The 26,551-nt window shown below is 41.4% G+C and carries 29 protein-coding genes; 15 read left to right on the top strand and 14 right to left on the bottom strand.

Annotated features, from left to right (window positions below):
• Positions 1-119: 119 nt before the first annotated feature.
• The 10 genes from Q0Z55_RS04665 to Q0Z55_RS04710 all read left to right on the top strand — a co-directional run bounded on the left by Q0Z55_RS04665 (position 120) and on the right by Q0Z55_RS04710 (position 11,306).
• Complete coding sequence (locus Q0Z55_RS04665) at positions 120-788, top strand: NAD-dependent epimerase/dehydratase family protein (RefSeq protein WP_297424827.1); 669 nt, start codon at positions 120-122, stop codon at positions 786-788.
• Between the two features lie 16 nt (positions 789-804).
• The gene (gene rraA / locus Q0Z55_RS04670) at positions 805-1,311 is read left to right on the top strand and encodes a ribonuclease E activity regulator RraA (RefSeq protein WP_297424830.1); all 507 of its coding nucleotides are present in this window, start codon (positions 805-807) and stop codon (positions 1,309-1,311) included.
• A 134-nt stretch (positions 1,312-1,445) separates the two neighbouring features.
• Positions 1,446-1,802, top strand: coding sequence for a hypothetical protein (locus Q0Z55_RS04675; protein ID WP_297424833.1), 357 nt, complete (start codon positions 1,446-1,448; stop codon positions 1,800-1,802).
• 94 nt (positions 1,803-1,896) lie between these two features.
• Positions 1,897-5,364 carry a transcription-repair coupling factor gene (mfd, locus tag Q0Z55_RS04680; RefSeq protein WP_297424836.1) on the top strand — a complete coding sequence of 1,156 codons (3,468 nt, stop codon included), beginning with the start codon at positions 1,897-1,899 and terminating at the stop codon, positions 5,362-5,364.
• Positions 5,365-5,510: 146 nt separating this feature from the next.
• Positions 5,511-5,945: an HIT family protein gene (locus Q0Z55_RS04685; RefSeq protein WP_004976660.1), complete on the top strand. Its 435-nt coding sequence runs from the start codon at positions 5,511-5,513 to the stop codon at positions 5,943-5,945.
• A 25-nt stretch (positions 5,946-5,970) separates the two neighbouring features.
• Positions 5,971-7,455, top strand: coding sequence for an adenylate/guanylate cyclase domain-containing protein (locus Q0Z55_RS04690; RefSeq protein ID WP_297425030.1), 1,485 nt, complete (start codon positions 5,971-5,973; stop codon positions 7,453-7,455).
• 190 nt (positions 7,456-7,645) lie between these two features.
• Positions 7,646-8,149 (top strand): low molecular weight protein-tyrosine-phosphatase, encoded by a 504-nt coding sequence (locus tag Q0Z55_RS04695; protein WP_297424853.1) that lies wholly within the window; start codon positions 7,646-7,648, stop codon positions 8,147-8,149.
• 7 nt (positions 8,150-8,156) lie between these two features.
• Positions 8,157-9,191: a UDP-N-acetylmuramate dehydrogenase gene (gene murB, locus Q0Z55_RS04700; RefSeq protein WP_297424856.1), complete on the top strand. Its 1,035-nt coding sequence runs from the start codon at positions 8,157-8,159 to the stop codon at positions 9,189-9,191.
• Between the two features lie 6 nt (positions 9,192-9,197).
• Positions 9,198-10,277, top strand: coding sequence for a YdcF family protein (locus Q0Z55_RS04705; protein ID WP_297424859.1), 1,080 nt, complete (start codon positions 9,198-9,200; stop codon positions 10,275-10,277).
• Complete coding sequence (locus tag Q0Z55_RS04710) at positions 10,278-11,306, top strand: alpha/beta hydrolase (protein ID WP_297424862.1); 1,029 nt, start codon at positions 10,278-10,280, stop codon at positions 11,304-11,306.
• A 25-nt stretch (positions 11,307-11,331) separates the two neighbouring features.
• Here the strand turns inward: Q0Z55_RS04710 and Q0Z55_RS04715 are convergent, their stop codons facing one another.
• The 4 genes from Q0Z55_RS04715 to Q0Z55_RS04730 form a co-directional block, all read right to left on the bottom strand.
• Positions 11,332-13,002 (bottom strand): FMN-binding glutamate synthase family protein, encoded by a 1,671-nt coding sequence (locus Q0Z55_RS04715; RefSeq protein WP_297424865.1) that lies wholly within the window; start codon positions 13,000-13,002, stop codon positions 11,332-11,334.
• 161 nt (positions 13,003-13,163) lie between these two features.
• Complete coding sequence (locus tag Q0Z55_RS04720) at positions 13,164-14,333, bottom strand: cupin domain-containing protein (protein WP_297424868.1); 1,170 nt, start codon at positions 14,331-14,333, stop codon at positions 13,164-13,166.
• 191 nt (positions 14,334-14,524) lie between these two features.
• On the bottom strand, positions 14,525-15,115 hold the full coding sequence (locus tag Q0Z55_RS04725) for a Maf family protein (protein ID WP_297424871.1): 591 nt from the start codon (positions 15,113-15,115) through the stop codon (positions 14,525-14,527).
• Positions 15,115-15,498 (bottom strand): DUF2237 domain-containing protein, encoded by a 384-nt coding sequence (locus Q0Z55_RS04730; RefSeq protein WP_297424873.1) that lies wholly within the window; start codon positions 15,496-15,498, stop codon positions 15,115-15,117. Before Q0Z55_RS04730 ends, Q0Z55_RS04725 begins: the two co-directional genes overlap by 1 nt.
• A 141-nt stretch (positions 15,499-15,639) precedes the next feature.
• Between Q0Z55_RS04730 and Q0Z55_RS04735 the strand changes: the two genes are divergently transcribed.
• From Q0Z55_RS04735 to Q0Z55_RS04750, 4 genes are all read left to right on the top strand, one after another.
• Positions 15,640-16,827 (top strand): phosphoglycerate kinase, encoded by a 1,188-nt coding sequence (locus Q0Z55_RS04735; protein WP_297424876.1) that lies wholly within the window; start codon positions 15,640-15,642, stop codon positions 16,825-16,827.
• A gap of 129 nt (positions 16,828-16,956) precedes the next feature.
• Positions 16,957-17,214 (top strand): hypothetical protein, encoded by a 258-nt coding sequence (locus tag Q0Z55_RS04740; protein ID WP_297424879.1) that lies wholly within the window; start codon positions 16,957-16,959, stop codon positions 17,212-17,214.
• A gap of 119 nt (positions 17,215-17,333) precedes the next feature.
• On the top strand, positions 17,334-18,374 hold the full coding sequence (gene fba, locus Q0Z55_RS04745) for a class II fructose-bisphosphate aldolase (RefSeq protein ID WP_297424888.1): 1,041 nt from the start codon (positions 17,334-17,336) through the stop codon (positions 18,372-18,374).
• A gap of 78 nt (positions 18,375-18,452) precedes the next feature.
• A complete protein-coding gene (locus Q0Z55_RS04750; RefSeq protein ID WP_297424891.1) occupies positions 18,453-19,304 on the top strand; it encodes a DMT family transporter in 852 nt (283 codons plus the stop codon).
• Here the strand turns inward: Q0Z55_RS04750 and Q0Z55_RS04755 are convergent.
• The 5 genes from Q0Z55_RS04755 to Q0Z55_RS04775 all read right to left on the bottom strand — a co-directional run bounded on the left by Q0Z55_RS04755 (position 19,267) and on the right by Q0Z55_RS04775 (position 22,304).
• Positions 19,267-19,497, bottom strand: coding sequence for a hypothetical protein (locus Q0Z55_RS04755; RefSeq protein WP_297424893.1), 231 nt, complete (start codon positions 19,495-19,497; stop codon positions 19,267-19,269). The two genes, Q0Z55_RS04750 and Q0Z55_RS04755, sit on opposite strands and share 38 nt — an antisense overlap.
• A gap of 106 nt (positions 19,498-19,603) precedes the next feature.
• A complete protein-coding gene (gene nfsB, locus Q0Z55_RS04760; protein ID WP_297424896.1) occupies positions 19,604-20,257 on the bottom strand; it encodes an oxygen-insensitive NAD(P)H nitroreductase in 654 nt (217 codons plus the stop codon).
• Between the two features lie 246 nt (positions 20,258-20,503).
• Positions 20,504-20,965 carry a super-infection exclusion protein B gene (locus Q0Z55_RS04765; protein ID WP_297424899.1) on the bottom strand — a complete coding sequence of 154 codons (462 nt, stop codon included), beginning with the start codon at positions 20,963-20,965 and terminating at the stop codon, positions 20,504-20,506.
• 19 nt (positions 20,966-20,984) lie between these two features.
• Positions 20,985-21,707, bottom strand: a complete 723-nt coding sequence (locus tag Q0Z55_RS04770) for a UDP-2,3-diacylglucosamine diphosphatase (RefSeq protein ID WP_297424902.1) — start codon at positions 21,705-21,707, stop codon at positions 20,985-20,987.
• Between the two features lie 87 nt (positions 21,708-21,794).
• Entirely contained in the window at positions 21,795-22,304 is a 510-nt protein-coding gene (locus Q0Z55_RS04775) for a peptidylprolyl isomerase (RefSeq protein ID WP_297424905.1), read from the bottom strand.
• A gap of 168 nt (positions 22,305-22,472) precedes the next feature.
• Between Q0Z55_RS04775 and Q0Z55_RS04780 the strand changes: the two genes are divergently transcribed.
• Positions 22,473-24,182 (top strand): glutamine--tRNA ligase/YqeY domain fusion protein, encoded by a 1,710-nt coding sequence (locus Q0Z55_RS04780; protein WP_297425032.1) that lies wholly within the window; start codon positions 22,473-22,475, stop codon positions 24,180-24,182.
• A 359-nt stretch (positions 24,183-24,541) separates the two neighbouring features.
• Here the strand turns inward: Q0Z55_RS04780 and Q0Z55_RS04785 are convergent, their stop codons facing one another.
• From Q0Z55_RS04785 to tusD, 5 genes are all read right to left on the bottom strand, one after another.
• Positions 24,542-25,048: a lecithin retinol acyltransferase family protein gene (locus Q0Z55_RS04785; protein ID WP_297424908.1), complete on the bottom strand. Its 507-nt coding sequence runs from the start codon at positions 25,046-25,048 to the stop codon at positions 24,542-24,544.
• Between the two features lie 115 nt (positions 25,049-25,163).
• Positions 25,164-25,475: a TusE/DsrC/DsvC family sulfur relay protein gene (locus Q0Z55_RS04790; protein ID WP_297424911.1), complete on the bottom strand. Its 312-nt coding sequence runs from the start codon at positions 25,473-25,475 to the stop codon at positions 25,164-25,166.
• 10 nt (positions 25,476-25,485) lie between these two features.
• Positions 25,486-25,758, bottom strand: a complete 273-nt coding sequence (locus Q0Z55_RS04795; protein ID WP_297424914.1) for a hypothetical protein — start codon at positions 25,756-25,758, stop codon at positions 25,486-25,488.
• A gap of 16 nt (positions 25,759-25,774) precedes the next feature.
• On the bottom strand, positions 25,775-26,125 hold the full coding sequence (locus Q0Z55_RS04800) for a hypothetical protein (protein WP_297424917.1): 351 nt from the start codon (positions 26,123-26,125) through the stop codon (positions 25,775-25,777).
• A gap of 44 nt (positions 26,126-26,169) precedes the next feature.
• Complete coding sequence (gene tusD / locus Q0Z55_RS04805) at positions 26,170-26,538, bottom strand: sulfurtransferase complex subunit TusD (RefSeq protein ID WP_297424920.1); 369 nt, start codon at positions 26,536-26,538, stop codon at positions 26,170-26,172.
• Between the last annotated feature and the right edge of the window lie 13 nt (positions 26,539-26,551).

Below are 26,551 nucleotides of genomic sequence, written 5' to 3' on the forward strand. Positions count from 1 at the left end.
TATTTTGAGTTAACATTGCTGTTAAGTCAAGCCTTGACACGCCGTGATGCCATTTTAGCCGTATAAAAAACTGAAAGAAAACCTAAGATTAGTCAAATTTCTTGGAGATTGTACAAAAAATGATGCATTCGTTAAAAAAAGTATTGGTTGTGGGGGCAACAGGATTGGTGGGCAAGACCTTGGTTTTGTTGCTAAATCAAGCCTCAGACTGGGAGCAGATTGACGTGGTTGTGCGTCGTAAAAATGATCTATTTTTAAATCAAAAAAAAATTCAACAAATTGTACTAGATGACTTTTTATTGCTCAACTCACAAGATTTAGCTGGCTATAGTCATGTATTTAGCTGTTTAGGTAGCACATTAAAGCAAGCCGGTTCGAAATCTGCCTTTTACCACGTCGACTATGAAATGAATGTGCACATAGCGCATTTACTGCAAAATACCACCACACATCTGTTGATCGTTAGCAGTATGGGGGCCAACGCTGCATCGCCATTTTTTTACAATCGTGTGAAAGGTAAATTAGAAAATACCTTACAAAACCTGAATTTATACCGTTTGTCGATTATTCGACCATCTTTGTTGATTGGGCAGCGTGAACATGGGCGTTTTCTTGAAGATTTGGGGCAAAAAATTTATCAAACATGCAGCAAGGTTTTGCCAAAGCAGTTTAAATATTTACCGGTGACTGCCAATCAGGTGGCTCATACTATGGTCGATGCTGCGCGAAATCAGACTCAATCGTGTGAAATGTATGCTAATTTAAAGATACAACAATATCCAAGATAAAACAGAGGGCAACCCCGTGACAGCATTTGTAACTTGCGACTTACTTGATAACTATCCCCAACTAGATTTACAGGTTATGTCACCTTGTATAGATGGCAAATCTTTTAAGAGTTATGGTGCACGCCACACCTTTGGTGGGCAAGTGGTCACTGTAAAATGTTATGAAGACAATTCGCGTGTCAAAGAGCTACTTGCCACAGACGGTACTGGTAAAGTATTGGTGGTGGATGGTGGTGCATCCATGCGTTGTGCCTTGATGGGCGATCTAATTGCCGAATCAGCCGTGAAAAATCACTGGAATGGTGTGGTAATTTATGGCTGTGTACGTGATGTCGACGCCATTGCACAACTGGATTTAGGTGTACATGCTTTAGCGGCCATTCCACAAAAAAGCACCCGTAAGGGCGTAGGTGAAGTGGATCTGACTTTAAGTTTTGGTGGTGTTACCATTCGTTCAGGCGATTATTTGTATGCTGATAACAATGGCATTGTACTGTCACGTCAAGCATTGGTTAAACTGTAAAGACTTTACACTCATGTTTTACATGGGTGTTGTTTTGCTGATTTTGTCTAAAGGTATCAAAATAGCCTAAGTTAGGTTTTTTCTAAGCAAAACATGGTTAAACTACGCCAAGTGAAGTGTTTAGGACCTTGAAGATGTTTGATAAAGTTCGTCAGTTGTTTAAAACCAAAGAAGACCCACGTCTGCAATTTATGCGTGAGCATGGGATAGAGTGGAATGAAGCGCAAGGTTATATTGTGCAAGGTGTGGTATTAAATGAAAGCTTGTCTGAGCGCTTAGAATATTTTTCCAATCGCCGTTTAAATCAATTTGATGACCTAAAAGCCCTTTATTTTGCCGCCATGCTGATCAATGAAAAAATTGATTTAGAAATTGCCACAGGACAGTATGTGGCACGGTTAGGTAATAATCAGCACAACTTACAAGAATTTAAAGCCATTGTTGGCTTATTGGGCGAATATTATCGTCATTTTTTACGTGAAAAACGTTAAACGACATCATTCGACGCTGTGCACATAAAAATTACATAAAGCTTGAAAAACATCATGTTAAGATGATGCTCTGTCTTTCATGCTTAGAATGGCCATGTTTCAAGATTCCATCGCACAGCTTCAATTTAAACAACTTAAAGTCGGCGAAAAACGCTGGATCGGTAATTTACAAGGTTCAGCCGCAGCGCTTTTATTTAAAGAAATTGCCAAGCAAAGCCAACAATTGTTGGTGATTGTGGCGCGTAATAATCAACATTTGGCGCAGCTTGAAAGCGAATTTGAGTTTTACGGCATCACACCGACCATTTTCCCTGATTGGGAAATTTTGCCTTATGATCGTTTATCGCCACATCAAGATATTGTCTCTGAACGTTTGGCGATTTTATCTAACATGCCAAGCCAAGGCATTTTGTTGCTCTCGGCGTCTACGCTGGCACAACGTGTTGCCCCGACTTCTTGGGTATTGGGAGAACACTTTGATATTCAGTTAGGGCAAAAATTTGTCTTAGAACAACAAAAAATGCGTTTGGTGCAAGCCGGCTATCAGTTGGTGGATACCGTCTATGATCATGGTGAGTTCGCGGTGCGCGGCAGCATCATGGATATTTATGCCTCAGGTCAAGCCGCCCCCATTCGTATTGACTTATTTGACGATGAAATTGACACCTTAAAATTCTTTGATCCAGAAACACAGCGTACCACGCAAACCCTAAGCCGTTTTACCGTGTTGCCTGCCAAAGAATTTCCGCTTAAAGAAGCACGTACTTTATTCCGTGATCGTTATGCTGAAAGCTTTCCCAATGCCAATCCAAAGAAAAATCAAATTTATCAAGATGTATTAGATGGGATTGCATCGCCAGGGATTGAGTTTTATTTGCCGCTGTTTTTTGACAGCCAAGCCATGCAAAATCACAGTACCTTGTTTGATTATTTGCCAAAAACGGCGGTGATTATTACCGATAAAGATGCCGAAACTGGTTGGAATCAATTTTATCAAGAGGTGTTGCGTCGCTATGAAGATCGTCGTTATAACGTTGATCAACCGATCTTGCCACCTGAGGATTTGTTCTTAGCACCCCATCGCGTGTTAGAGCACATTAACCGCTTTCCACGAGTGATTGCATCGCCTGATGCTTTTGAGACAGACAAAGCCGGCCATTTTGACCTAAGCACGCACACCCCGCCACGCCTAGCGGTCGATCCAAAACGTGAGCAACCGTTTAGTGAAGTCAAAGCCTATATTGATGCTGCTAATCATCCGGTGTTATTGGTGGCTGAAAGCGCAGGGCGCCGTGAAACCTTAAAAGATGCCCTGCGGGCAAGTTTAGGTGAAATTCCGGTGGTGGAGAGCTTTGAAGCCTTTCAAGCCTCTTTATTTGCCATTGCAATTACCCATGCCCCTTTAGATCGTGGTTTGGTCATTCATGATCAATTGAGCGTGATTTCAGAAAATCAGCTCTATGAGCATCGCGTGGTGCAACGTCGTCGTAAACGTCAGCAAGAGATTTCTGAAGAATATTTAATTAAGAGTTTAACCGAACTCTCGATTGGTGCGCCTGTGGTACACATTGATCATGGGGTGGGGCGTTACGCCGGTTTAGTCACCTTAGAGATTGATCACCAAGAGCATGAGTTTTTACAACTCGATTATGCCGATGGCGCCAAAGTCTATGTGCCGGTGACCAATTTACACTTGATTAGCCGTTATAGTGGTGGTGATCCTGATGCTGCACCCTTACATAAAATTGGCTCAGAAGCATGGAATAAAGCCAAACGTAAAGCCTTAGAGCAAATTCATGATGTCGCCGCAGAGTTATTACATATTCAAGCACGTCGCCATGCCAAACCGGGCTTTGCTTTTGAGCTCGATGAAAAGCTGTATATGCAATTTGCCGCAGGCTTTGCTTATGAAGAAACCTTAGATCAAGCCAACGCCATTGAAGCGACTCTATATGACATGCAGCAAGCCAAACCGATGGATCGTTTAGTCTGTGGTGATGTAGGCTTTGGTAAAACTGAAGTGGCAATGCGAGCCGCATTTTTAGCTGTACAAAACAATAAACAAGTGGCTGTTCTTGTACCCACAACTTTATTGGCGCAGCAGCATTATGAATCGTTTAAAGATCGTTTTGCGGATTGGCCGGTACGCATTGAGGTGCTGTCACGTTTTGGCTCAAGTAAAAGCCATTTAAAAACCTTAGAGGATCTTAAAGATGGCAAAGTCGATATTGTGGTCGGTACGCATAAAATCTTACAAGAAAATGTAGAATTTTCTGATTTAGGTTTAATGATTGTTGATGAAGAGCATCGCTTTGGGGTGCGCGATAAAGAGCGCATTAAAGCTATGCGTGCTGATGTGGATATGCTGACCCTCACGGCAACCCCAATTCCACGGACTTTGAATATGGCCTTTGGCGGCATGCGTGATTTATCCATTATTGCCACGCCACCTGCACGTCGTTTGGCGGTTAAAACCTTTGTGCAAGAACACACCGATGAATCTGTCAAAGAAGCGATTTTACGTGAGTTGTTGCGTGGCGGTCAGGTCTATTTCTTACATAACGAAGTCGACAGCATCGAACGCATGGCAGAGAACATCCGTCAGCTTGTGCCTGAAGCCCGAGTTGCCGTGGCACACGGGCAAATGCGTGAACGTGAACTTGAACAAGTGATGCAGCAGTTTTATCATAAAGAATACAATGTCTTGGTCTGTTCAACCATTATTGAAACTGGGATTGATGTCCCGAATGCCAATACCATTATTATTGAACGTGCCGACAAATTAGGCTTAGCACAATTGCATCAATTACGGGGTCGTGTGGGACGTTCGCATCATCAAGCGTATGCATATTTACTTGTGCCATCTATTAAAGCTTTAAAAGGCGATGCTGAAAAACGTCTAGATGCCATTCAACGTGCCTCGACTTTAGGTGCAGGCTTTATGCTTGCTACGGAGGATTTAGAAATTCGCGGTGCGGGTGAATTACTTGGTGAACAACAAAGTGGTTCGATGCATGCCATTGGCTATAGCTTGTATATGGAGATGCTAGAAAAAGCCACCAAAGCCATTCAAAATGGAAAAACGCCAAACTTTGATGCACCACTTGCACTGACCTCAGAAATTAGTTTGCACCTGCCGGCCTTAATTCCCGATGAATATTTAGGCGATGTGCATCAGCGTTTATTGTTCTATAAGCGCATTAGTCATGCTAATACCCAAGAGAAGCTGGATCATATCCGTATGGAATTGATTGATCGTTTTGGGGTGGCGCCACTTGCGGTCAAACATTTGTTTGCTGTGCATCAAATTCGTTTAAAAGCCGAAACGTTAGGGATTACCAAAATTGATTTAAGCGCGCATGGCGGACATTTAGAGTTTTCACCAGATACCCCAGTACAGGCAGGCAGTATTATCCACATGATGCAGCAACACCCTACCTATTTTAGGATGCAAGGCGGGCAGCGCTTAAGAGTCATGCTGTTAAAAGAGGAGCCAGACAAGCGTTTAACTTTTGTCAACGATGTCTTAGATCATCTACTCAAAGATGTTGCAGGCACTTAACTGGTATAGATATACAACGGGTAAAACTTAAGCTTTGCCTGTTGTATTTTGATAATTATAATGAAAGCCTTGATGGGGCGTACTCAGAGCGAAATTGATGTGATAGTATTAGCCATCATTTTCATTTTGCGTCATAAATAAAGAATATGTTTAGTTTGCATCCACAACTTGCTCAAGATACATTTTTTGTCGGCGATTTCCCGCTTTCTACATGTCGTTTAATGAATGATATGCAGTTCCCTTGGTTAATTCTAATTCCACGTGTACCAGGGGTAACTGAATTATACGAACTCAGCCAAGCCGACCAAGAACAATTTTTACGTGAATCGAGCTGGCTATCAAGTCAATTATCTCGCGTTTTTCGTGCCGATAAAATGAACGTTGCGGCCCTAGGTAACATGGTACCGCAATTACATTTTCATCATGTGGTGCGTTATCAAAATGATGTGGCATGGCCAAAACCAGTATGGGGTACGCCGGCCGTCCCTTATAGTAATGAAGTATTAGCACATATGCGCCAAACTTTAATGTTGGCGTTACGTGGTCAAGGCGACATGCCATTTGATTGGCGTATGGATTAACTTGTATCCATAGGCGACAGCTGTGCTGCCTTTAGAGTATTGGTTGGACCGAGAACCCAAACAGTTTAGCTATTTCCATCGTTTGATGGGCTATAGCATGTTGTCTTTGGGTTTGTTGGTCTACACTTTCACCACTCAAACCACACATATTCAATTGTACTTACCGCTGATTTTTGCGGTGGTTTTGTTTGTGAGTCCACGTCTAGAGCAGTGGTTAAAATATCGCTACAATGTACAAGTGCAGCGTAATGTCTTATTTTTAATTGATATCGCGATGGTCGCCGCAGCTTTGTCTGCCGTACACCTTAATTTAGTGCTGACCTTATGCACTTTTGCAGCATTAATTTATAGCACCATCAATAGCCGTGTCTCATTTTTTATGATGTCGTTGGCGGGTTTATGGGGCGTGACCATCTTTTACTTGGCCAATATTTTAGTATTTGGTTTTGGGCATTATTTTGCTCCCACTTCGACTGAGCTCACAGTCTTAGCCTTCATGTGCTTGATTGCTTATTTTGCCGCAGGATCAGTTTACCAAGCGCGCCGTGTCTATGTTGCCTCACAAAAACGTGAACATTATTACTCACAAATGAATCGCTATATGGAATTTGCCAATCAGCTGAGTCGTTATGCCCCACAGCAATTGTGGCAGTCTATTATGAAAGGCGAAACTGAAGCAAAAATTGAATATAAACGTAAAAAAATGACCATCTTTTTTTCAGACATTGAAGGTTTCACTGAGCTGTCTGAAAGCTTAATTCCAGATGATCTTGCCTTTGTTTTAAATGACTATTTAAGTCATATGACTGAAGTTGCCAAACAATATGAGGCGACAGTTGATAAATTCATGGGCGATGCAATTTTAATCTTTTTTGGTGATCCCACTACACAAGGCGTTGAGCAAGATGCCAAAACTTGTGTTGAGATGGCCATGGCCATGCGACAGCAAATGAAAATCCTGCGTGAACGTTGGGTGAAAATGGGCTATCCGGCTTTGCATATTCGTATGGGGATTAGTACAGGTTATTGTCATGTAGGCAATTATGGCGCTGCACATCGTATGGCATACACCATTGTTGGGCGCGATGCTAATTTAGCGGCACGTTTACAAAGTGCCGCAGATGTAGATGAAATTTTAATTTCTGATGACACCTATCAATTCATTAAAGATGATTTTTTGTGTGCGCCAAAACAGCCTATGGAATTAAAAGGGATTCAGCAGCCGGTGAAAACTTGGCAGGTCATGGAAAAAACTAATGCGCGTCAAACTGAATACCAACGCTGGTTTGACTATGAATATAAAGGCTTTCATTTATTACTTAATTTAGATGAAGTACAAAATTTTGAATACCCTCAACTCATTGCAGTATTAGAAAAAATCATTCAGCGTATTCAAACTCAACAAACCTTAATTAATGCTCAAGGCGTGGTACGTCTACACCTTGAAGATGAAGTCATCAGCGAAGTGGATATTCTACCTCAAGAGGGCAATAGCACTTCGCCACACTAGATTGACTGACCTTAGAAGATGATCGATGCAGGTTTGGCGCATTGCGCTAGTTATGCTGAGGCTCATATGATTTTTACAATAAAAAACAAATGCAAATTATTGCCAAATGCAGTTTTATACCCAGCCAAGCAATAGGATTTTAGCTGCAAATCTCGTAACATAGACTGCTCTATGTATTGTGAGGTTTTCTATGTCATCTCAAGCGCCCTATCAGGTGTTATGTGTGTGTTTAGGTAATATTTGTCGCTCTCCTACGGCAGAAGTGGTGCTTAGACAACATTGTGAGGCAGAAAATCTCAATATCGTGATCGATTCTGCAGGAACCAGTAATTATCACCCCGGTAAAGCTCCAGATCTACGCAGTCAAAAGCATGCTAAATTACGTGGTTACGACTTATCTCAACTGCGTGCGCGTCAAGTACAGCTGCATGATTTTATTGAATTTGATTTAATCTTGGCAATGGATCATGACAATTTACGTGATTTAGAGGATTTAAGTCAGCAAGCTTGTCAGCAGTTTGGTCATGTACGGGCAACACTTGCCTTAATGAGCGAGCATGATCCTGTATATGCACAGCAAGCTGTGCCGGATCCTTATTATGGGGGTGAGGCTGGGTTTGAGCATGTGCTTGATCAATGTGAATCAAGTAGTCGTGCTTGGGTTCATTATTTTCAACAACATTCACAGGTTTAAGATGGCCATGAATATTCAAAACAACGTGCAACTTAAACCTTTTAATACCTTAAGTTTAAATTCTATTTGCTCACACTATGTCAAAACTCAAAGCGTAGCGGATGTGTTAGATGCTGTGGCCTATGCGCACCTTGCTGATCTTAATGTATTGGTGCTGTCTGGTGGTAGCAATATGTTATTGCCTGAGCATGTGCATAGCTTAGTGCTACATATGGACATTCAAGGCATTGAAGTACTGGAAGACAATCCACAGAGTCAGGTTCTACGTGTTGGTGCTGGGCAAAATTGGCATGAGTTTGTCCTGTGGAGCACTACGCAGCAACTGATTGGTCTACAAAATTTAGCTTTGATTCCCGGCTTAGTGGGCGCTTCACCCGTGCAAAATATTGGCGCTTACGGGGTTGAGGTGGGTGAGTTTATTCAATCGGTGCAAGTGTATGATCAACAGCTGCAAAAATTACGTTCAATTGCAGCGCAAGATTGTCACTTTGCCTATCGACACAGCATTTTTAAAGAGCAGCCGCAACGTTATATTATTACCCATGTGACCTTTAAACTGCCAAAACATGCAGCACTCAAACTTGGTTATGGTGATTTAAAAGCAGCAGTTGGAGATGATTTAACGGCTGAAAACCTGCAACGCCAAGTGATTCACATTCGTCAAAGTAAATTGCCGGATCCTCAAGATTATCCTAATGTTGGCAGCTTTTTTAAAAATCCTGTGGTCACGTCTCAAGTGTTTGCACGCATTGCGCATGAATATCCGCAACTGCCGCATTATCCACAAAATGATGGGAGTGTTAAGCTTGCTGCAGGTTGGTTAATTGAACAAGCCGGTTGGAAAGGTAAGCAGTTGGGTTCAGTCGGGATGTTCCATAAGCAAGCTTTGGTGTTAGTGAACTATGCCGAGGCCACATTAGCAGATGTACAAGCCACGTATCGTGCAGTACAGCAGGATGTGTATGGTAAATTTCATCTGATGTTAGAGCCAGAACCAGTGTTATGGAGCAAGCATGGTCTTTTATTGGCACATACGGATTAGTGGTTAATGTTGCAGCTTGTACGCTTGGTGGCAGTGAGTTTTACAATTTTAGTGCTCTGTGTGCTGTTTTTATACTCGCCTTTTTATTCACAAACCGTGTTAAAAGCACTACATCAGTTTGTGCCGGTGAATGTAAATCCTGTGGCAGCCAATAGCCAAAAGGCTGGCGGCTTAAATGCAATTAATACTTTAGAGCCGGGTTCTGAGCTTTGGATTGCCCGCCAAGCCTATTTAAAAGTTATGCAACAGCAAATGCAGAGTCAACAAGCAGATACACTCAGTCTGGTGCATGCCCGTTATCAATTGTTGCAACAACAAATCAAAACTCAGCAAGACAGTGAAAGCGAAGCAGAAATTCAGCTCCCCTTAATGCTTGATGAACCCGCGGCATCCACAGTAGAGATGCCGTATGTCTTTGTGCGTGATGAATCACATAGCCAAGCCCTCATGCAGCAGTATCTTGAGTTTTTAAGCGCATATCCGATCGATGTTGAAGCCACAGCAGTCGATGACGATATTTTTCAAGATATTGCGTTTATCCAACAACAAAATGCACAATCTACACAGAACCATGATTTGCCTTATGCCATTGTTGTGCTTGGAGGAGGCTTAACTTTGGCTGAAAATGGGCAGGATATTGTGGTCAATCATTATACGCGCTTGCGTTTAGAAACTGCTTTAGCCACTGCTGCCAAATATCCAACATTACCGATTGTACTTAGTGGTGTAGAAGCACCCTATATGCAAGATTGGTTAAAACAATATGGCGTCGATGCACAACTGCTTGAAAACCGTAGTATGAACACTTGTGAAAATAGCCGTTTTAGTGCCTTGTTATTACAAAAAAAAGGCGGGGCACCTCGGGTATTGTTAATTACCGATGCTTATCACATGCCGCGTACACGACGTTTATTTGCCCTCAATGGAATTGCCACAGTACCTGTAGAAGCCCCGATGCCCACACCTTTAACCAAGTGGCAACCGAGTGTCAAAAATTATGATCATAGTCGCCGTGCTAACTATGAAATGCTCGCAACCTTACGTGATGTGGTGTTAGGTTCAAGCGATTGTCGTGAGGTGCCTTAAATGCCCAATATCCCATTTTTAAATCCCAGTATTTTAAAGCAACTTGAATTACCAGTACCCAGTCGGGACACCACACCACACTATTTAAGTCCTTTAGATTTAAGCCAGCCTTATACGCCATCGCTTGAAGTACAAGCTTATCGACGTTTATACGGTTTAGATCAGTTAGAGTGTGAACATTGGCAAGGTTTTATTGACATGCCCTTGTTTAAATTGCATGTGCAGGTGTTTGCTCCAAAAGTTACACCCATCAAAGGCACAGTGTGGATCTTACATGGTTATTTAGAACACAGCGGCATTTATCAGCCAATTTTTCATGAATTGTTGGCACAAGGTTTTAGTGTTTTAACTTATGATTTGCCAGGGCATGGTTTAAGTAATGGATCACCGGCCAATATTCAAAACTTTGACCACTATCAACAGGTATTACATGCGGTGTATGCCGCAGTTAAAGGCGCTCCCCAACTGAGCGGTCCATGGTTAGGCATTGGGCAAAGCACAGGTGGGGCAATTTGGATGCATCATCTACTCGATTTTGCCCAAAAACGTAAAAATCCTTTTGTACAAAGAGTTTTGTTGTTATCGCCCCTGATTCGTCCGGCTAAATCGGCATGGTGGCATAACCCAGTCGGGCTTGGCATTATTCGTCGTATTAAACGTCAAGTGCCACGCCATTTTAGACGCAACAATCATAATCCAGAATTTTTACGCTTTATTCGTCTTAAAGACCCATTGCAGCCGCGCATGATGGGCATGGATTGGATTTTAGCCATGTCTAAATGGATGCAAGACATGGAGATGCGACCGGCCTGTCGTATTCCGGTATGGTTGGCGCAAGGTGCACAAGATCAAACAGTCGATTGGCGCTATAACATCGAATTTATTCGGCGCAAATTCCGGTTACAAACCTTGCTGATGTTAGAAGAAGGCTCACATCAGCTCATTAATGAACGTGCGGATATTCGAGCGGCACTGACCGGTTTAATTCCAGCATTTTTACATGCTCAAAACAGTGGTGATTATTACTAAATAAGAGGCGTCATACGCCTCTTATTTAAAAGCGATCGACTTTGGCAAGATTCCACATCCGATAATAAAAATTATCATCATCTTGTAATTGTAGATTGAGTAACTCATTGGGTTTTAACCAAAAATGCAATTGGGCATAGTTTTTAATTTCACGGTCATTGACGCGTTGTGCCAAATGATGTGATTTCACTTCATTGGGATGACATAAGCCTGCTGAAGCTAACATTTCGGCTAAAGCGTGCAATGTGTTTTGATGAAAATGGAACACGCGCTCAGCTTTAGTGGCTACATGCAAAGCTTTTTGACGATCATGGTCTTGGGTGGCAATGCCAACCGGACATTGGTTGGTATGACAGCTTTGCGCTTGAATACACCCTAAAGCAAACATAAAGCCTCGGGCAGAATTACACCAATCCGCTCCCATCGCCAACATGCTGGCAATATCAAAAGCACTAATGATTTTACCACTGGCACCAATTTTAATTTGATCACGTAAGCCGGCACCAATTAAGGTGTTATGTACAAACAGCAAACCTTCGCGTAGTGGGGTGCCCATATGATTAATTAATTCAACGGGGGCCGCTCCGGTACCTCCTTCTGAGCCATCTACTACAATGAAATCTGGCACAATTTGGGTGTGTAACATGGCTTTGACAATACTCATAAATTGCCATGGTTGGCCAATACAAAGTTTAAAACCCACCGGTTTACCCTGAGATAAATCACGTAATTGCTGAATAAAATGCATCAATTCAATCGGGTTGCTAAATGCAGAATGGCTTGCAGGGGACACACAATCAACATCACGACGCACGCCACGAATCATGGCAATTTCTTCACTAATTTTATCTTTGGGTAAAATACCGCCGTGACCAGGTTTTGCACCTTGTGAAAGTTTAATTTCAATCATTTTGACTTGAGGAAGCGCGGCTTGTTGGGCAAATTTCTCCGGATCAAATTGACCATCTAAAGTCCGACAGCCAAAATAACCACTGCCCAATTCCCACACCAAATCACCGCCATGCTCAAGATGATAAGGGCTAATACTACCTTCACCCGTGTCGTGATAAAAATTACCCAGCTTTGCCCCTTGATTTAAAGCACGAATGGCATTGGCACTTAAACTACCAAAACTCATGGCTGAAATATTAAAAATTGAAGCTGAATACGGCTGGCGACAGGCCAAGCTACCAATTTGAATGCGAAATGTTTCAGGGTCAGCAGGTGTGCAGGGATTTACAGCATGGGTCATAAAGCGATAGTCAGCTTGATAGACATCAATAATTGAACCAAAAGGTTTGTCTGCATTTTCATTTTTGGCACGCTGATACACTAAACTACGTTGCATGCGGGAAAACGGCAGCGCATCTTGATCGGACTCAATAAAATATTGGCGAATTTCAGGGCGAAATTCTTCAAATAGATAACGAAAATGCCCCATAATTGGGTAATTCTTTAAAATTGAATGTTTATTTTGTAGTACATCATATAAACCCACAAAACTCAGTAAGGTGGTCAGCAACCAAATAAGATTAATCACACTATCTGACATAAAATAATACAGATAATGTGGGGCATAAAATAAGCGTAGCCCAGTTAAAAACAAGGCAATAAAGATACATGCAAACCAAATTGAATGGCGTGAAAAAAAAGTGTTGAGCAGTTTATGTCTGACTAATTGTGCCGGTCCTGCCATGGCAGTATTCCTATTGTTCTTGTTGTGGCTAATGTGCCAAGATTTTAAGACAAGCTCAAGTCATAAATTGTGACATGCGTGTTGCTTACTGCTGAGAGTAATGGGCAATAGGTTTTTATGATTCAATTAAAAATGCCCAAGTAAACTTGGGCATCATTTGATTATTCAGCGTCTTCGGCAGGCAGCAGCATAATGATTGATTCATTCAATAAAGTGGCAATGTCTTCTAATAAATCAGCATCATAAAAACGCTCATCCATGACCACAATTTCACCATCAGCAAGTTGCTTAACAATTGGTGTTGCAGCATCGCTTAAACATAAGCCTTCGCCATTGGCCCAAAACAGGGTTTGTTCATCTTCTTGGCTATACAGTAAACGTGAAGCCGGCTCCAGCATAAGTGAATAGCCTAAGTCTAGGACTTGTTCTAAATCGGCAGTTCCAATTTCTTCCACTTCAGGAATATTCTCAGGGTACTTCGCTTCAGACATCAAACTCATAATGGCATCTTCTAACACATTTGAATTTTGCAGTTGTGCCATCAGTTTATCTTTTAAATAAGCCAATTCATTGGCGGTGATTTCACCGGCACAACTGAGTTCATCACGAATAATATCGGTTAAAGGTTGGCGTAAAACTTCATTGGCTGAAAATTTATCGCTTACACGATCCATCATATCGCTGACGTTGGGCATCCGAAAACCAAAAGAGAAGGTTAAACATTCATCTTCTGCCACGCCATAATGCGATAGGCCCGGTGGTACATACAGTAAATCGCCCGGTGCTAACACTTCATCAAAATGTACGTCCATTTCGGCTAACAGTTTTAAAGGTTGACCTGCAACCAGTTCGCTATCGGCATCACACATTTGACCTAACTGCCAACGGCGATGGCCATGACCTTGGACTAAAAATACATCATAAAAATCAAAGTGCTTTCCTACAGAACCGCCTTGAGGTGCATAAGACACCATGATGTCATCACGGCGCCATTGCGGAATAAACGCAAATTTTTTCCACAGTGCAGCCAAATCAAATGAATAATGATCGACCGCTTGTACCAAGATGCTCCACAGTTTGGGCATTTTTTGGAAATCAGCTTTAATGAGTGGTGATGATTTGACCGACCACTGATTTGGGTCACGGTCTTTTTGCTTAATTAAACGCGCGTTGACGTTTTCATCAAGTGCCAATTCCATGACATCGTTAGGCTCTAGTAAATTCACAATCTCAGGCATGGCATTACGCACTAAAAGTGGTTTTTTTTGCCAATATTCTGCTAAAAATTGCTCGGCAGTAATGCCGCCTAAAACCTCTAAAGGAGAAGACATAAGTTTTAATCCAAAAAATTTGTACTATTGTCGCCACATAGACTTAAACGGGCAAGTTTATTCTGCATATTTACGCTCATCACAGGCTGCAATCAGTGCTGTATGGCAAACTATGATATGGTATAGAGCTGTTAAAGCAGATAAATTGCTACTATTGGACTGAGTTCAATCAACTTGTACCCATTACAGCCTTAAGGAACTAAAACCTTAAGCTCACGTAAAATATGACATAGTTGAATCATGGGCATTCCCATGAGTGTGGTTTGGTCTTGCCCCATCATGTGCTCAAATAAACTGATGCCAAGCCCTTCACATTTAAAACTTCCCGCACAATATAAAGGCTGTTCAAGTACCACATAACGCTCAATTTCAGCATGGGATAAATCACGAAACTTGACTTGATAATGCTCAACTAAAGTCCGTTCAAAGCCGCTCGATTGCTGTTGTACACTTAAGGCAGTACTAAAATACACAATTTTATTTGAATTGGCTTGTAGCTGACGAATAGCGTTTTCAGTTGTTAAAGGCTTGCCAATAAATACATGCGGTGCATGTTCACGCCATGCCACTTGATCAGAACCAATCACAATCGCATTGGGGTGTAATTGGCTCACGGCCTGTGCTTTTTCAAAGGCTAAACGCCGTGCTAAATCATCGGCATGGGTTTCACCTTGCGGTCGCTCGTCAATCTCAGGTGCAATAGCTTGATAATCAAGTAATAAACGATCCATCAAATCTTTACGGGTTTGGCTAGAAGAGGCCAAAATGATCGAAGGCTGCATTAAATTGCATACTCCATTAAAATATGTAAAGGCACATAAGACAACACGGCTTGATGACAAGCCTGTAATTTCACTAAAGGTGCAGCACCAGCTTGATAGGCCTCAACCCAACGTGTCACGCACATGCACCAAAAATCTCCCGGTTTTAAACCGACAAAACCCACCTCAGGCACAGGTGTGCTCAGATCATTGCCTCTGTTTTTAGAAAAATTTAAAAACGCTTCTGTCATTTGCGCACACATGGTGTGCTGACCTAAGTCGCTGCTGGCTGTATGGCAAAAACCATTACGAAAATATCCAGTAATCGGATCAAAGCAGCAACTGGCTAAAGGCTCACCAAAGACATTAAAACGATTAAGTTCAGGATTTGGGTGAATCGACATAAATGCTCAAGGCTCATCAAGGGCTTAACGCTATCATAGCAAATCTTTGCATTTCGGTAGCTTTTGTACAAAAGAAGCTAACCTTTTTTTGAATAATCATTTAAAATCATCGCGTTTTTATATTTATAAAGTGAGCTATACATGAACTTTCAGCGTATGACTGACCTCGATTTAGCAGGGAAGCGTGTTTTAATTCGTGAAGATTTAAACGTACCTGTGAAAAATGGCGTAATTACCAGTGATGCACGTTTACGTGCGGCATTACCTACCATTCAGGCAGCTGTTGCAAAAGGCGCTGCGGTGATGGTGTGCTCACATTTAGGTCGCCCTGTTGAGGGTGAAGCAAAACCTGAACAGTCATTGCAACCTGTGGCTGCTTATTTAACGCAAGCTTTGGGGCAAGAGGTACAATTACTCACTGACTATTTAGAAGGTGTTGAGGTTGCAGCAGGTCAAGTAGTACTACTTGAAAACGTGCGCTTTAACCATGGTGAAAAGAAAAATAATCCAGAACTTGCACAAAAATATGCAGCGCTGTGCGATGTATTTGTAATGGATGCATTTGGTACTGCGCACCGTGCTGAAGCTTCAACAGAAGGCGTAGCACGTTTTGCTCAAGTGGCTGCAGCTGGTCCTTTACTTGCAGCAGAGCTTGATGCTTTAGGTCGTGCGCTACAAACTCCTGAAAAGCCAATGGTTGCCATTGTTGCGGGTTCTAAAGTATCAACGAAACTTGATGTATTAACCTCATTGTCTGATATTTGCGATCAATTGATTGTCGGTGGTGGTATTGCCAATACATTCTTGGCGGCTGCCGGTTACAACGTCGGTAAATCACTGTGTGAACACGATTTAATTGATACAGCAAAAGCCATTGCGGCCAAAGTGTCTGTACCATTACCAACTGACGTTGTGGTGGCTGATGCAGCAGAAATTAATTTTGATGACTTCTTAGGTTCACTCGCTGCTGCAAAAGCGGTGGTGAAAAAAGTAGCCGATGTATCTGACAACGACATGATTTTAGATGTGGGGCCTGAAACGGCACAAGCCTTTGCTGAGATCTTAAAAACCTCTAAGACTATCCTTTGGAATGGTCCAGTTGGCGTGTTTGAAGTGGATCAGTTTGGCGAAGGTACCAAAGCTTTATCTTTAGCGATTGCTGAATCGGCAGGTTTTTCAATTGCAGGCGGTGGTGACACTTTAGCTGCGATTGATAAATATCAAGTTGCAGATCAAATTGGTTATATCTCAACCGGTGGTGGTGCATTCTTAGAATTTGTAGAAGGCAAAACATTACCTGCAGTGGCAGCATTGCTTGAGCGTGCTTAAGCCATAAATCGCGGCAAGATCAAAAAGGTTGACTTAAGTCAGCCTTTTTTTATGCCCCTTCATCAAAGTGTCATATTGAGCTTTTAGAATCTGCTCAACTTAAAGCATCTTTGTTGCTAGGAAAAATAGATGAAATTGAAAATCACGCTTGCAGCACTTATCCTTGGTCCATTACTGTTAACTGGTTGTGGTAAAAAAGAAGCCCCTGCTGAGACAACTGCAGCAGAAGTTGCAACCACTGAAGCGGCCAGCATTACGCCTGAACAACAAGCCGCGATTGATGCAATTGATCAACCGATTATGGATGAAAATAATACAGATGTAGCTGCAGAAGTTGCAAATGCTGCACCAAGCACAGCAGAAGCGTCAGCTGCAAGCGCACCATAAATTTGATGTTGTTATAAAAGTCCCCGTTATAGCGGGGATTTTTTATGAAATAGTGTTTTTTATTGCTGAATTAGATAGTTTGAACATGTAGAATATGCTGCATTACCTGGGAGGACATTATGGCTCTTATTTCATTGCGCCAGCTCTTGGATCACGCCGGCGAACATGCTTACGGCGTACCAGCATTTAACGTAAACAATTTAGAACAAATGCGTGCCATTATGCTCGCTGCAGATCAAACCAATTCGCCTGTCATCGTACAGGCATCTGCAGGTGCGCGTAAATATGCAGGCGCTCCATTCTTACGTCACTTAATTTTAGCGGCAATTGAAGAATGGCCACATATTCCTGTGGTAATGCACCAAGATCATGGGACCAGCCCGGATGTGTGCCAACGTTCAATCCAATTGGGCTTTTCATCTGTAATGATGGATGGTTCATTGGCAGCAGATGGCAAAACACCAACGTCGTATGAATATAACGTGGATGTTACACGTCAAACCGTAGCAATGGCACATGCCTGTGGCGTATCGGTAGAAGGTGAAATTGGTTGCTTAGGTAGCTTAGAAACGGGTATGGCAGGCGAAGAAGATGGCGTAGGCGCTGAAGGCGTTCTTGACCATTCTCAATTGTTAACTTCTGTTGAAGAAGCAACTCAGTTTGTAAAAGACACCAATGTTGATGCTTTAGCGATTGCAGTCGGTACTTCACATGGTGCTTACAAATTCACGCGTCCACCTACAGGTGATATCTTAGCGATTGATCGCATTAAAGAAATTCACGCGGCACTTCCAAACACCCATCTTGTGATGCATGGTTCAAGCTCTGTACCACAAGAATGGTTGGCAGTGATCAATCAATATGGCGGTAACATCGGCGAAACTTACGGTGTACCAGTTGAACAATTGGTTGATGCAATTAAACACGGTGTACGTAAAATCAACATCGACACAGACTTACGTTTAGCATCTACAGGCGCAATGCGTCGTATGATGGCTGAAAAACCATCTGAATTCGATCCACGTAAATTCTTTGCAGCAACTGTTGATGCAATGAAACAAATCTGTGTAGATCGCTATGAAGCATTTGGTACAGCTGGTAATGCCGATAAGATCCGTCCAATTTCGTTAGAAAAAATGGTTGGTTTCTACGGTAAATAATTTGCCATAGATTATCTATAAAAAAAAGCCCACACTGATGTGGGCTTTTTTTTGTCAACAAGGATGACTTAACCAGATATGAGCTTTATTTTGGCAGCTGCCTTATGCAGCGTATGCGTTTCGATTTTAATTAAAATAGCCAAGCAAAAAGGCTATCAGTCCCTTGAGATGATCACTTGGAATTATCTCTCGGCCAGTGTGTTGTGTGGTCTGTGGTTTGAGCCACAGTTTAGTCAATTGTCTTGGGCAACGCCGTGGTGGCTCATCGTGAGCTTAGGGTTTTTATTACCGAGCATTTTTTTGTGCTTGGCACATGCGCTTAATCAGGCCGGTATTTTAAAGACTGAAATCGCGCAGCGTTTGTCGGTGGTATTGTCTTTAACTGCGGCATATTTTATTTTCAATGAAAGTTTTAATGCGCTTAAATTGTTAGGGATTGGTTTAGGCGTGGTGGCTATTGGGCTGATTTTATATTCACACCAAAAAGATCAAGCCTCAAAAAACCAAGGCTTATTGTATTTGGCTTTGGTCTGGGGGGGATATGCCTTAATTGATGTGCTGCTAAAATATAGTACTGGTCTTGGGCTACAGTTTGCACTGACCTTAAACCTCATCTTTGTTTTTGCCTTTGTCGTGTCACTGGGCTTTATTCGTTGTCGTTATGCTACTTGGGGCAGTGCTAAAAATATTTGGGCGGGTTTAGGTTTAGGTGTGCTTAATTTCGCCAATATCGCCTTATATCTGCAAGCACATAAGCTGCTTAAAGACAGTCCTGCTGTGGTATTTGCAGGTATGAATATTTTGGTGGTGGTTTTAGGTGTCATCGCCGGTGTTGCGATCTTTAAAGAGCAGTTGAAACCAAGTTCAGTCTTAGGCTTAAGCTTGGCTTTAATTAGCGTATTTTGCCTAGCATTTGCAATGTCATCTTAATATAACTTTGCATGAAAGTACGTGGGTGCTTGACTGCATCAACTGCTTCGGCATTGCCCAATAAACGCCCATGTGCACCGCAAGCTGGGCAACTCGGATAATGCTGCGCACAGGCCTGTTGTCCAACATGCATATAAAGATGATGGCAGCTTGTACATTCAAATTTAATTGGTAATGGGGTAATTTTAAACATGAGCAAGGATCGCTTTTTATTTTTGTATAAAATATCGGCTTTTTAGGTCAATCAGCAAGCTCTTTTTTTAAATTTGGGCAAGCGAACTTGCCCAAAGTGTTAGCAGTTATAAGCGCGTAAAGATCAGATCTTCTGCTAAGCGTGATTTAGGTAATTTAGCGTTAAAATCCTGTTCGCTACGATACCCTAAAGTTAAAATGACCGATGGAACCAAGCCTTGAGCAGTTAACTGTAGCTCTTGATCTAAAATTTCTTCATTAAAACCACCAATCGGTGTGGCATCAATATTTTCAATACCTGCTGCAAGTAGCATTTGTCCTAAGGCAATGAAAGTTTGATTTTCAGCCCAACGCTGAATATCACCTTTTTCATTGCGATAATACTCAATGTACCCCGTGCGTGTGTCTTTTTGTCCTTGCTTGGCTTGTTCATCTTTAAAACGACCACTGATTTCATCTTGCGCCAATAATTGCTCTAAATGCTGAGCATCAATATCCGCTTTAGTACAAAATAAAATGGTATGTGAGGAGTCTAAAACTTTTGGGGCATTGTATGCATATTTGCCCACTAAAGCTTTGGTAATGCGCTGTTTGGCTGCCACATGATCAGCAATGATAAAATGCCACGGCTGAATATTAATAGACGATGGGGCTAAACGTAACATAGCCAACAGTTGTTCAAACTTTTCTGCAGGGATGGTTTTATTGGCATCGTAAGCTTTGGTGGTATAACGGCTTTGTAAAACTTTTAACAGATCCATTTTAAGGTCCAACATCATTTTGTGGCTATTTTAAAATAAAGCCGTCAAGTTGACAGTATTATTTTATCTACCTACCGCATTTGCGTGCTGACCCCTTAAAAAGAGCTAGACCTTGCAACATCTATTATAAAGTGCAGAAAAATAGCTGTTTATTTAGACATATTTAGTTTGTTTAAAGGGCTAGAAAGTCTGGAGGCGATCTTAGCAAATCAATAGAGTTGATGCTATGTTGATTTACCTGTCATGTTAATACAAAGAGTTGGGATTTTGGCTTAAATATTTAGCAAGACTGGGTTCAATTCTAAATACGTGTTTATGACGATCAAGCTTGCCTGTGAAATGAATAAATTTGATATTTTGTAACCAAGCGACGGCTTGATCATGTGGATTCAGGCTTTTCTCTTGCACTTTGTCATTCACAAATAAAGCTAAAATATTTTTTTCTTCATAAGATAATTGGGTCAATTTGTGAATTAAAACTTGATGATCTTGCTTTAAATCCAGCATGATTTTTCTTTTTTCACGAATGGAAAGTATGATTTCATAAATTAAAAAAGATAGACTTAGCAGCAGGATAATTAAAAGCAGCGAAAAATAAGCATCAATAAAAGTTGTTAAAGCGGCATCAATATTTAAAAATCCTACAAAGATAAATAGAATTAAGAAAATCAAAAAAATGTGGTTTGCTTTTTTTAATGTGATTTGCATTTAAAACTCCTTAAGCAACTTAATCATAGATCCATGTTGTAAGTTCTATTTTTTGAAAGTCTTTTTGATTATGGATTACTAAAATTTGTGCTTCATCTTCACGCCAATCCCCCAATACAATGCGTGGCTTACCCTGTACAACATGAATGTTTGGACGATGGGTATGTCCATGAATCAGAACATCAACATGTTCTAAGGCCTGTTCTACAGCCTGTTGGTTTACATCCATGACGCTATAGCTTTTGATTTGATTGGTTTGCTGACTTTTTTTGCGAAAACCATCGGCAAGTGCTTGCCGAAAACCTAAAGGGGTGGCTTTTAATAGCCTAAGTAATATAGGGTTGCGAATAATTTTCTTAAAGCGCTGATAGGAGACATCATCGGTACATAAACCATCGCCATGTTCTAGGCGAATAGTCAACCTACCTAAATTTAAGTAACTGATATCAGCTAATAATTTTCCACCAAAACGATCCAGAAATTTCTGCCCTAAAGCAAAATCACGATTACCCACTAAAAAAAAGATCTCGTTGCCCTGAGCACGAAATGCGTTTAATACCTTGATCATCTCATCGAGCCAAGCGCTGTTTTGATCATCGCCAATCCATGCGTTGAACCAATCCCCCAAGATATACAGTTGGGTGTTGCAATGTTGATACTGCTGTAATAAAGCCAAAAACCCTCGAGTTAAGCGAGGATATTGCGGTGACAAATGTAAATCAGCGATAAACAAATAAGTCACAATCTTTTCCTGTATCTAATATGGAGCATTTGGCAGCTTAAAAAACAAAATCCCCCTGTAAAGACAGAGGGATTTAATCCAAATCAATTACTCAGCAATGATTTTTGCAGATTCGATCACCACGTTTTCTAGTGGAACATCAGCGTGGTAGCCACGGTTGCCTGTACGAACGCCTTTAATTTCGTTGACAACGTCCATGCCTTCAACCACTTTACCAAATACAGCATAACCCCAACCTTGTGCAGTTTTGCCGGTGTGGTTTAAGAAGGTGTTATTTAATACGTTGATGAAAAACTGTGCAGATGCAGAGTGTGGCGCTTGTGTACGTGCCATCGCAATCGTACCTACATCGTTGCTTAAGCCGTTGTCTGCTTCATTTTCAATCGCATCACGTGTTGCTTTTTCTTTGAAGTTTTCGTCCATGCCGCCGCCTTGAACCATGAAACCATCAATCACACGGTGGAAGATAACGCCATCATAAAAACCATCACGTACATATTGTAAGAAGTTTTCAGCAGTTTTTGGTGCTTTTTCAGTGTTAAGTTCGAGAACAACACGGCCTTTATTGGTGTTTAATTCAACTTGAGGAAAACTCATTGGGTAATCTCCTAAACATGGACACTAAAGCCATGGGTTTTTTGGTTGAGAGAAGCATAAGCAAACTGTAAACTACATAGCAAGCAAAAAACGTGAATTTCTTTGTGAAAAACTGAAAAACGCGTTTTAATTATCCTAATTTTTTATTTTAGAAGTGATTTTACTGTGATGAAGCCAAATGATGTTGTTGCGTCTTTGCCGAATACCACTGCCTCAGTCGATGCTGCGCAGCAAGAACAACAGCCGGGCTTAGACTTTGTTCGTCAAATCATTACTGACGATTTAGCCGAGGGTCGTACCCAAAAGGTATTGACGCGTTTTCCACCAGAGCCAAACGGCTATTTACATATCGGACATGTAAAAGCAATTTGTTTAAACTTTGGAATTGCCGAAGAATTTAATGGTGCATGTAACTTACGTTTTGATGACACCAACCCAGATGCTGAAGAACAAGAATATGTAGATGGTATTGCCAACGATGTAAAATGGTTAGGCTTTAATTGGGATGGCGCGCCGCGTTATGCATCAAGCTACTTTGACCAATTGTACACATGGGCTGTACAGCTTATTCAACAAGGCGATGCTTACGTTGATTTACAAAGCCCAGAAGAAATTAAATTAAACCGCGGTAACTTTATTGAGCCGGGTAAAAACTCACCACAACGCGATGCGACGGTTGAAGAAAACCTTGAGCGCTTTGAAAAAATGCGCAGTGGTGAATATGCAGAAGGTCAAGCGGTACTGCGTGCTAAAATTGATATGATATCGCCAAATGTGCATATGCGTGACCCAATTTTGTATCGCATTTTACACTCAAGTCATCACCAAACTGGTGATACTTGGAAAATCTACCCAATGTATGACTATGCGCATCCATTGTCTGATGCCATTGAAGGCATTACCCATTCATTATGTACTTTAGAATTTGTTGATCATCGTCCATTTTATGACTGGGTGATTGCAAAAGTTCAATCAAAAAGCGTACCGCGTCAATACGAATCGAGCCGTCTAAACGTCGATTACACTATTACCTCGAAACGTAAACTACGTAAATTGGTTGAAGGTGGCTTTGTGAATGGTTGGGATGACCCACGTATGCCAACTGTTGTGGGTATGCGTCGCCGTGGCTTTACCCCTGAAGGTTTACGTGATTTCTGTAAGCGTGTAGGTGTGACCAAAGTCGATGGCAGTATTGTTGACGTCGCCATGCTTGAATTCTGTATTCGTCAATCTTTAGAAAATACGGCAAGTCGTGGTATGGCGGTATTAAATCCTCTTAAAGTCACTTTAACCAACTTGCCAGAAGCGCTTGATTTGGTGCATGCACGTCATCCTAACGTGGATATGGGTGAACGTATCATTCCATTGACACAAGACATCTTTATTGATCGTAAAGACTTTGAAGAAATTGCACCCAAAGGCTTTAAACGTTTAATTCCGGGTGGTGAAGTGCGTTTACGTCATGCTTACGTGATTAAATGCGATGACGTGATTAAAGATGAAAATGGCGAAGTGGTTGAGCTAAAATGTTCAATTGACCCTGCAACTTTAGGTAAAAACCCTGAAGGTCGTAAGGTAAAAGGCGTGATTCATTGGGTATCTGCAAGCAAAGGTGTACCTGCTGAAGTGCGTATTTATGATCGTTTATTTAATGAAGCCGATCCAGAGGTCGGAGATGATTTCTTAGCGAACTTAAATCCAGATTCATTGCAAGTACTTCAAGCGATTGTAGAGCCTGCATTAGCACAAGCTCAACCAGAAGATCGTTTCCAATTTGAACGTGAAGGTTATTTCGTTGCAGATCAACATGATTACACTGCTGAAAAGCCCGTGTTTAACCGTATCTTAGATTTAAAAGACAGCTTTAAACCAAAGTGAGGATAAAACCAAGCATAGTTTTGTCCCAATGCAATTGCTCAAATGTCACTTGAGCAATCAGTTTAAAAGCTCAACTTTGGTTGGGCTTTTTTTTAAGGCTAGTGTTTATCTTTAACCATGAGTAGGTGAGGGCAATTGGTATCTTTTTACAGCTTATGAGTCTTGATGGAGCTTGAATCCAATCACTTTATCTACGTCCTATTTATCAATTGGCTTGCTGACCAAGGTTATTAAATCAAACATGTACGACTTTGGTCGCTAAATGAGCAATACAATTGACTTGAGGTTAAAAATCACGCATATTTTAGATGAAATATTATTGTAAGTTTCTCGTAACCCCACCACGGTGGGGCTTTTTTTTATTTTAGATGGTGTAATTGCTTGGCTTTATCACGTAATTTCTTCTTAATATAAAACACCAAAGCAAAACAAGTGGTGGTAATGGTCAGCAGCATCCCATTCATATAACTTAAAATAGAGCTGATATAACCAATCGTGGTTAAACGATGCATCATGGCAAAGACTTGCGGACTACTTTCAACTCCAGTAATGGCCCAAGTACATAAATGCTCGCAATTATTAACAATTAAATGGTAGTTATTTTCGTGCATACGCGAGCGCATACGACGTACCACTTTACGACCTTGGTATTTAGGCTGTAAGTACGTGTGTACATCAATGGTTTTACCACGGCTAAATTTTTGCAAGCTGGTAACTTCAATCGGATGCTTTTTGAAAAGATGCGCAAAACCTGAATAATGAATGACGCGACCGCGACCAGCATAAATACCATGGTGCGAATAGCCTAAGTGTTTGACCACTAAATGTGCACCTAGAGGAAAACGAATTTTAACGCGTTGCTGCATGCTCAACTAAAGAAAAAGCCAAATAACCCATTAAGTTTAAGCCAATGCTTAGAATTAAACGACACAAATTGTAAATATTGTGAAATCAGCCAAACCTGTGCTTGGCTGATGTTAATTACAAACAATTGGCAGGTTTTGGCACACCGGCTAAACGACTTAAATGACGTGCAACCAAACCTGTATTAAAACGTGCTTGTAACACAGCGTTATCAATATCTGCACTGACTGTTTTCATCAAAAATTTGATTAAAGGTCGCGTTGCAGGGGAGTGCCCAAATTGCTGGTAAAAAGCACGTACTGCATGTAATACTGCAAAGTGCCATTCGGTTAACTCAAGCTCAAGGCTTTGCGCCAATTGTTGGGCCACCTCTTCATTCCAAAGGGTATAGTCGACTAAATGACCATCTTGATCTAACGCTAAACTCATAATATCCTCTTTATTGCAACCGCATACAACGTGAATAGCTTAAAGTTAAATCGGCAAAATCTGCATAAGACAACACCTGTATGTGGCTTGGAACACTGACTAACATGCCTGTATCTGCGTCTAAGATCGCACAGCGATAATCCTGACAGTATAAATCTGCATGCAGCACCGCATCTCCCATCAACACGACACAATCACCATGTTGATACACTTGATTAATGTATTGCATCATGTGAGGGGTTGCGTGATAAGAAGATTGTACTAAATAAAGACAATTTGACATTTCCTATCCCTTTCCCTTACCAATATAAGACATGATTAAATTTAGATAAAAAATCAGAATTAAAATCAATCATTTCAATATCTTGATTGCTCTTTTCTACAAAAGCATGATGAGCATGCTTGCGTTCAATCAAAATCGGGGTGAGATCATAAAATTCAAAGCTATCGACCATATTTGATGCCACTTTAAAAGCATGTTTGAGCGTATCAAACGCTACATCACTTTGTAATAAACTTAACGCCGCATCTTGCAATAAAACCTTTACTTCACAACCAAAGGTGGCCAATACCATGGTGGCCGATAAGCTTTCATGGACTTGCAAGCTGCTTAAATTGGCATGGCTTAAAATAACCAATACAGATTTCACACAATTTACCTTTTTAAACGCAACAATGTTGCAAATATAACCACTTAGAATTGAATAATACGTACAGCTTCTTGAACAGCATCGGCAAGCTCACCTAAGCCCACCAGCTCAAATTGTGCTGCAAGATTGTGATGATCAAGTTGATGACGCTTGGCATTTTCAGCATCAGTAATGCCACGCGCTAAAGCTGCACTGACACATACCGGCAAACGAATGCCAAGCCTTTGCCATGCATGGCTTAAATTGCGTTGATCATCCGGTTGCCATTGTAGGCGATTGGCCACATAGACACCATCTTGATAAAAAAAGACGCGAAATGGCTGTTTTTTCGCCTGTAACGCTTCGGCAAGACCCAAAGCGTGCCAAGCATGAATGCTGCTTGGTGCGGAGGTAATCAGTAATAGAGTAGACATGGTATTTCATGGT

Origin of the sequence: uncultured Acinetobacter sp., from assembly GCF_947626835.1 — a bacterium.
Lineage (GTDB): Bacteria > Pseudomonadota > Gammaproteobacteria > Pseudomonadales > Moraxellaceae > Acinetobacter.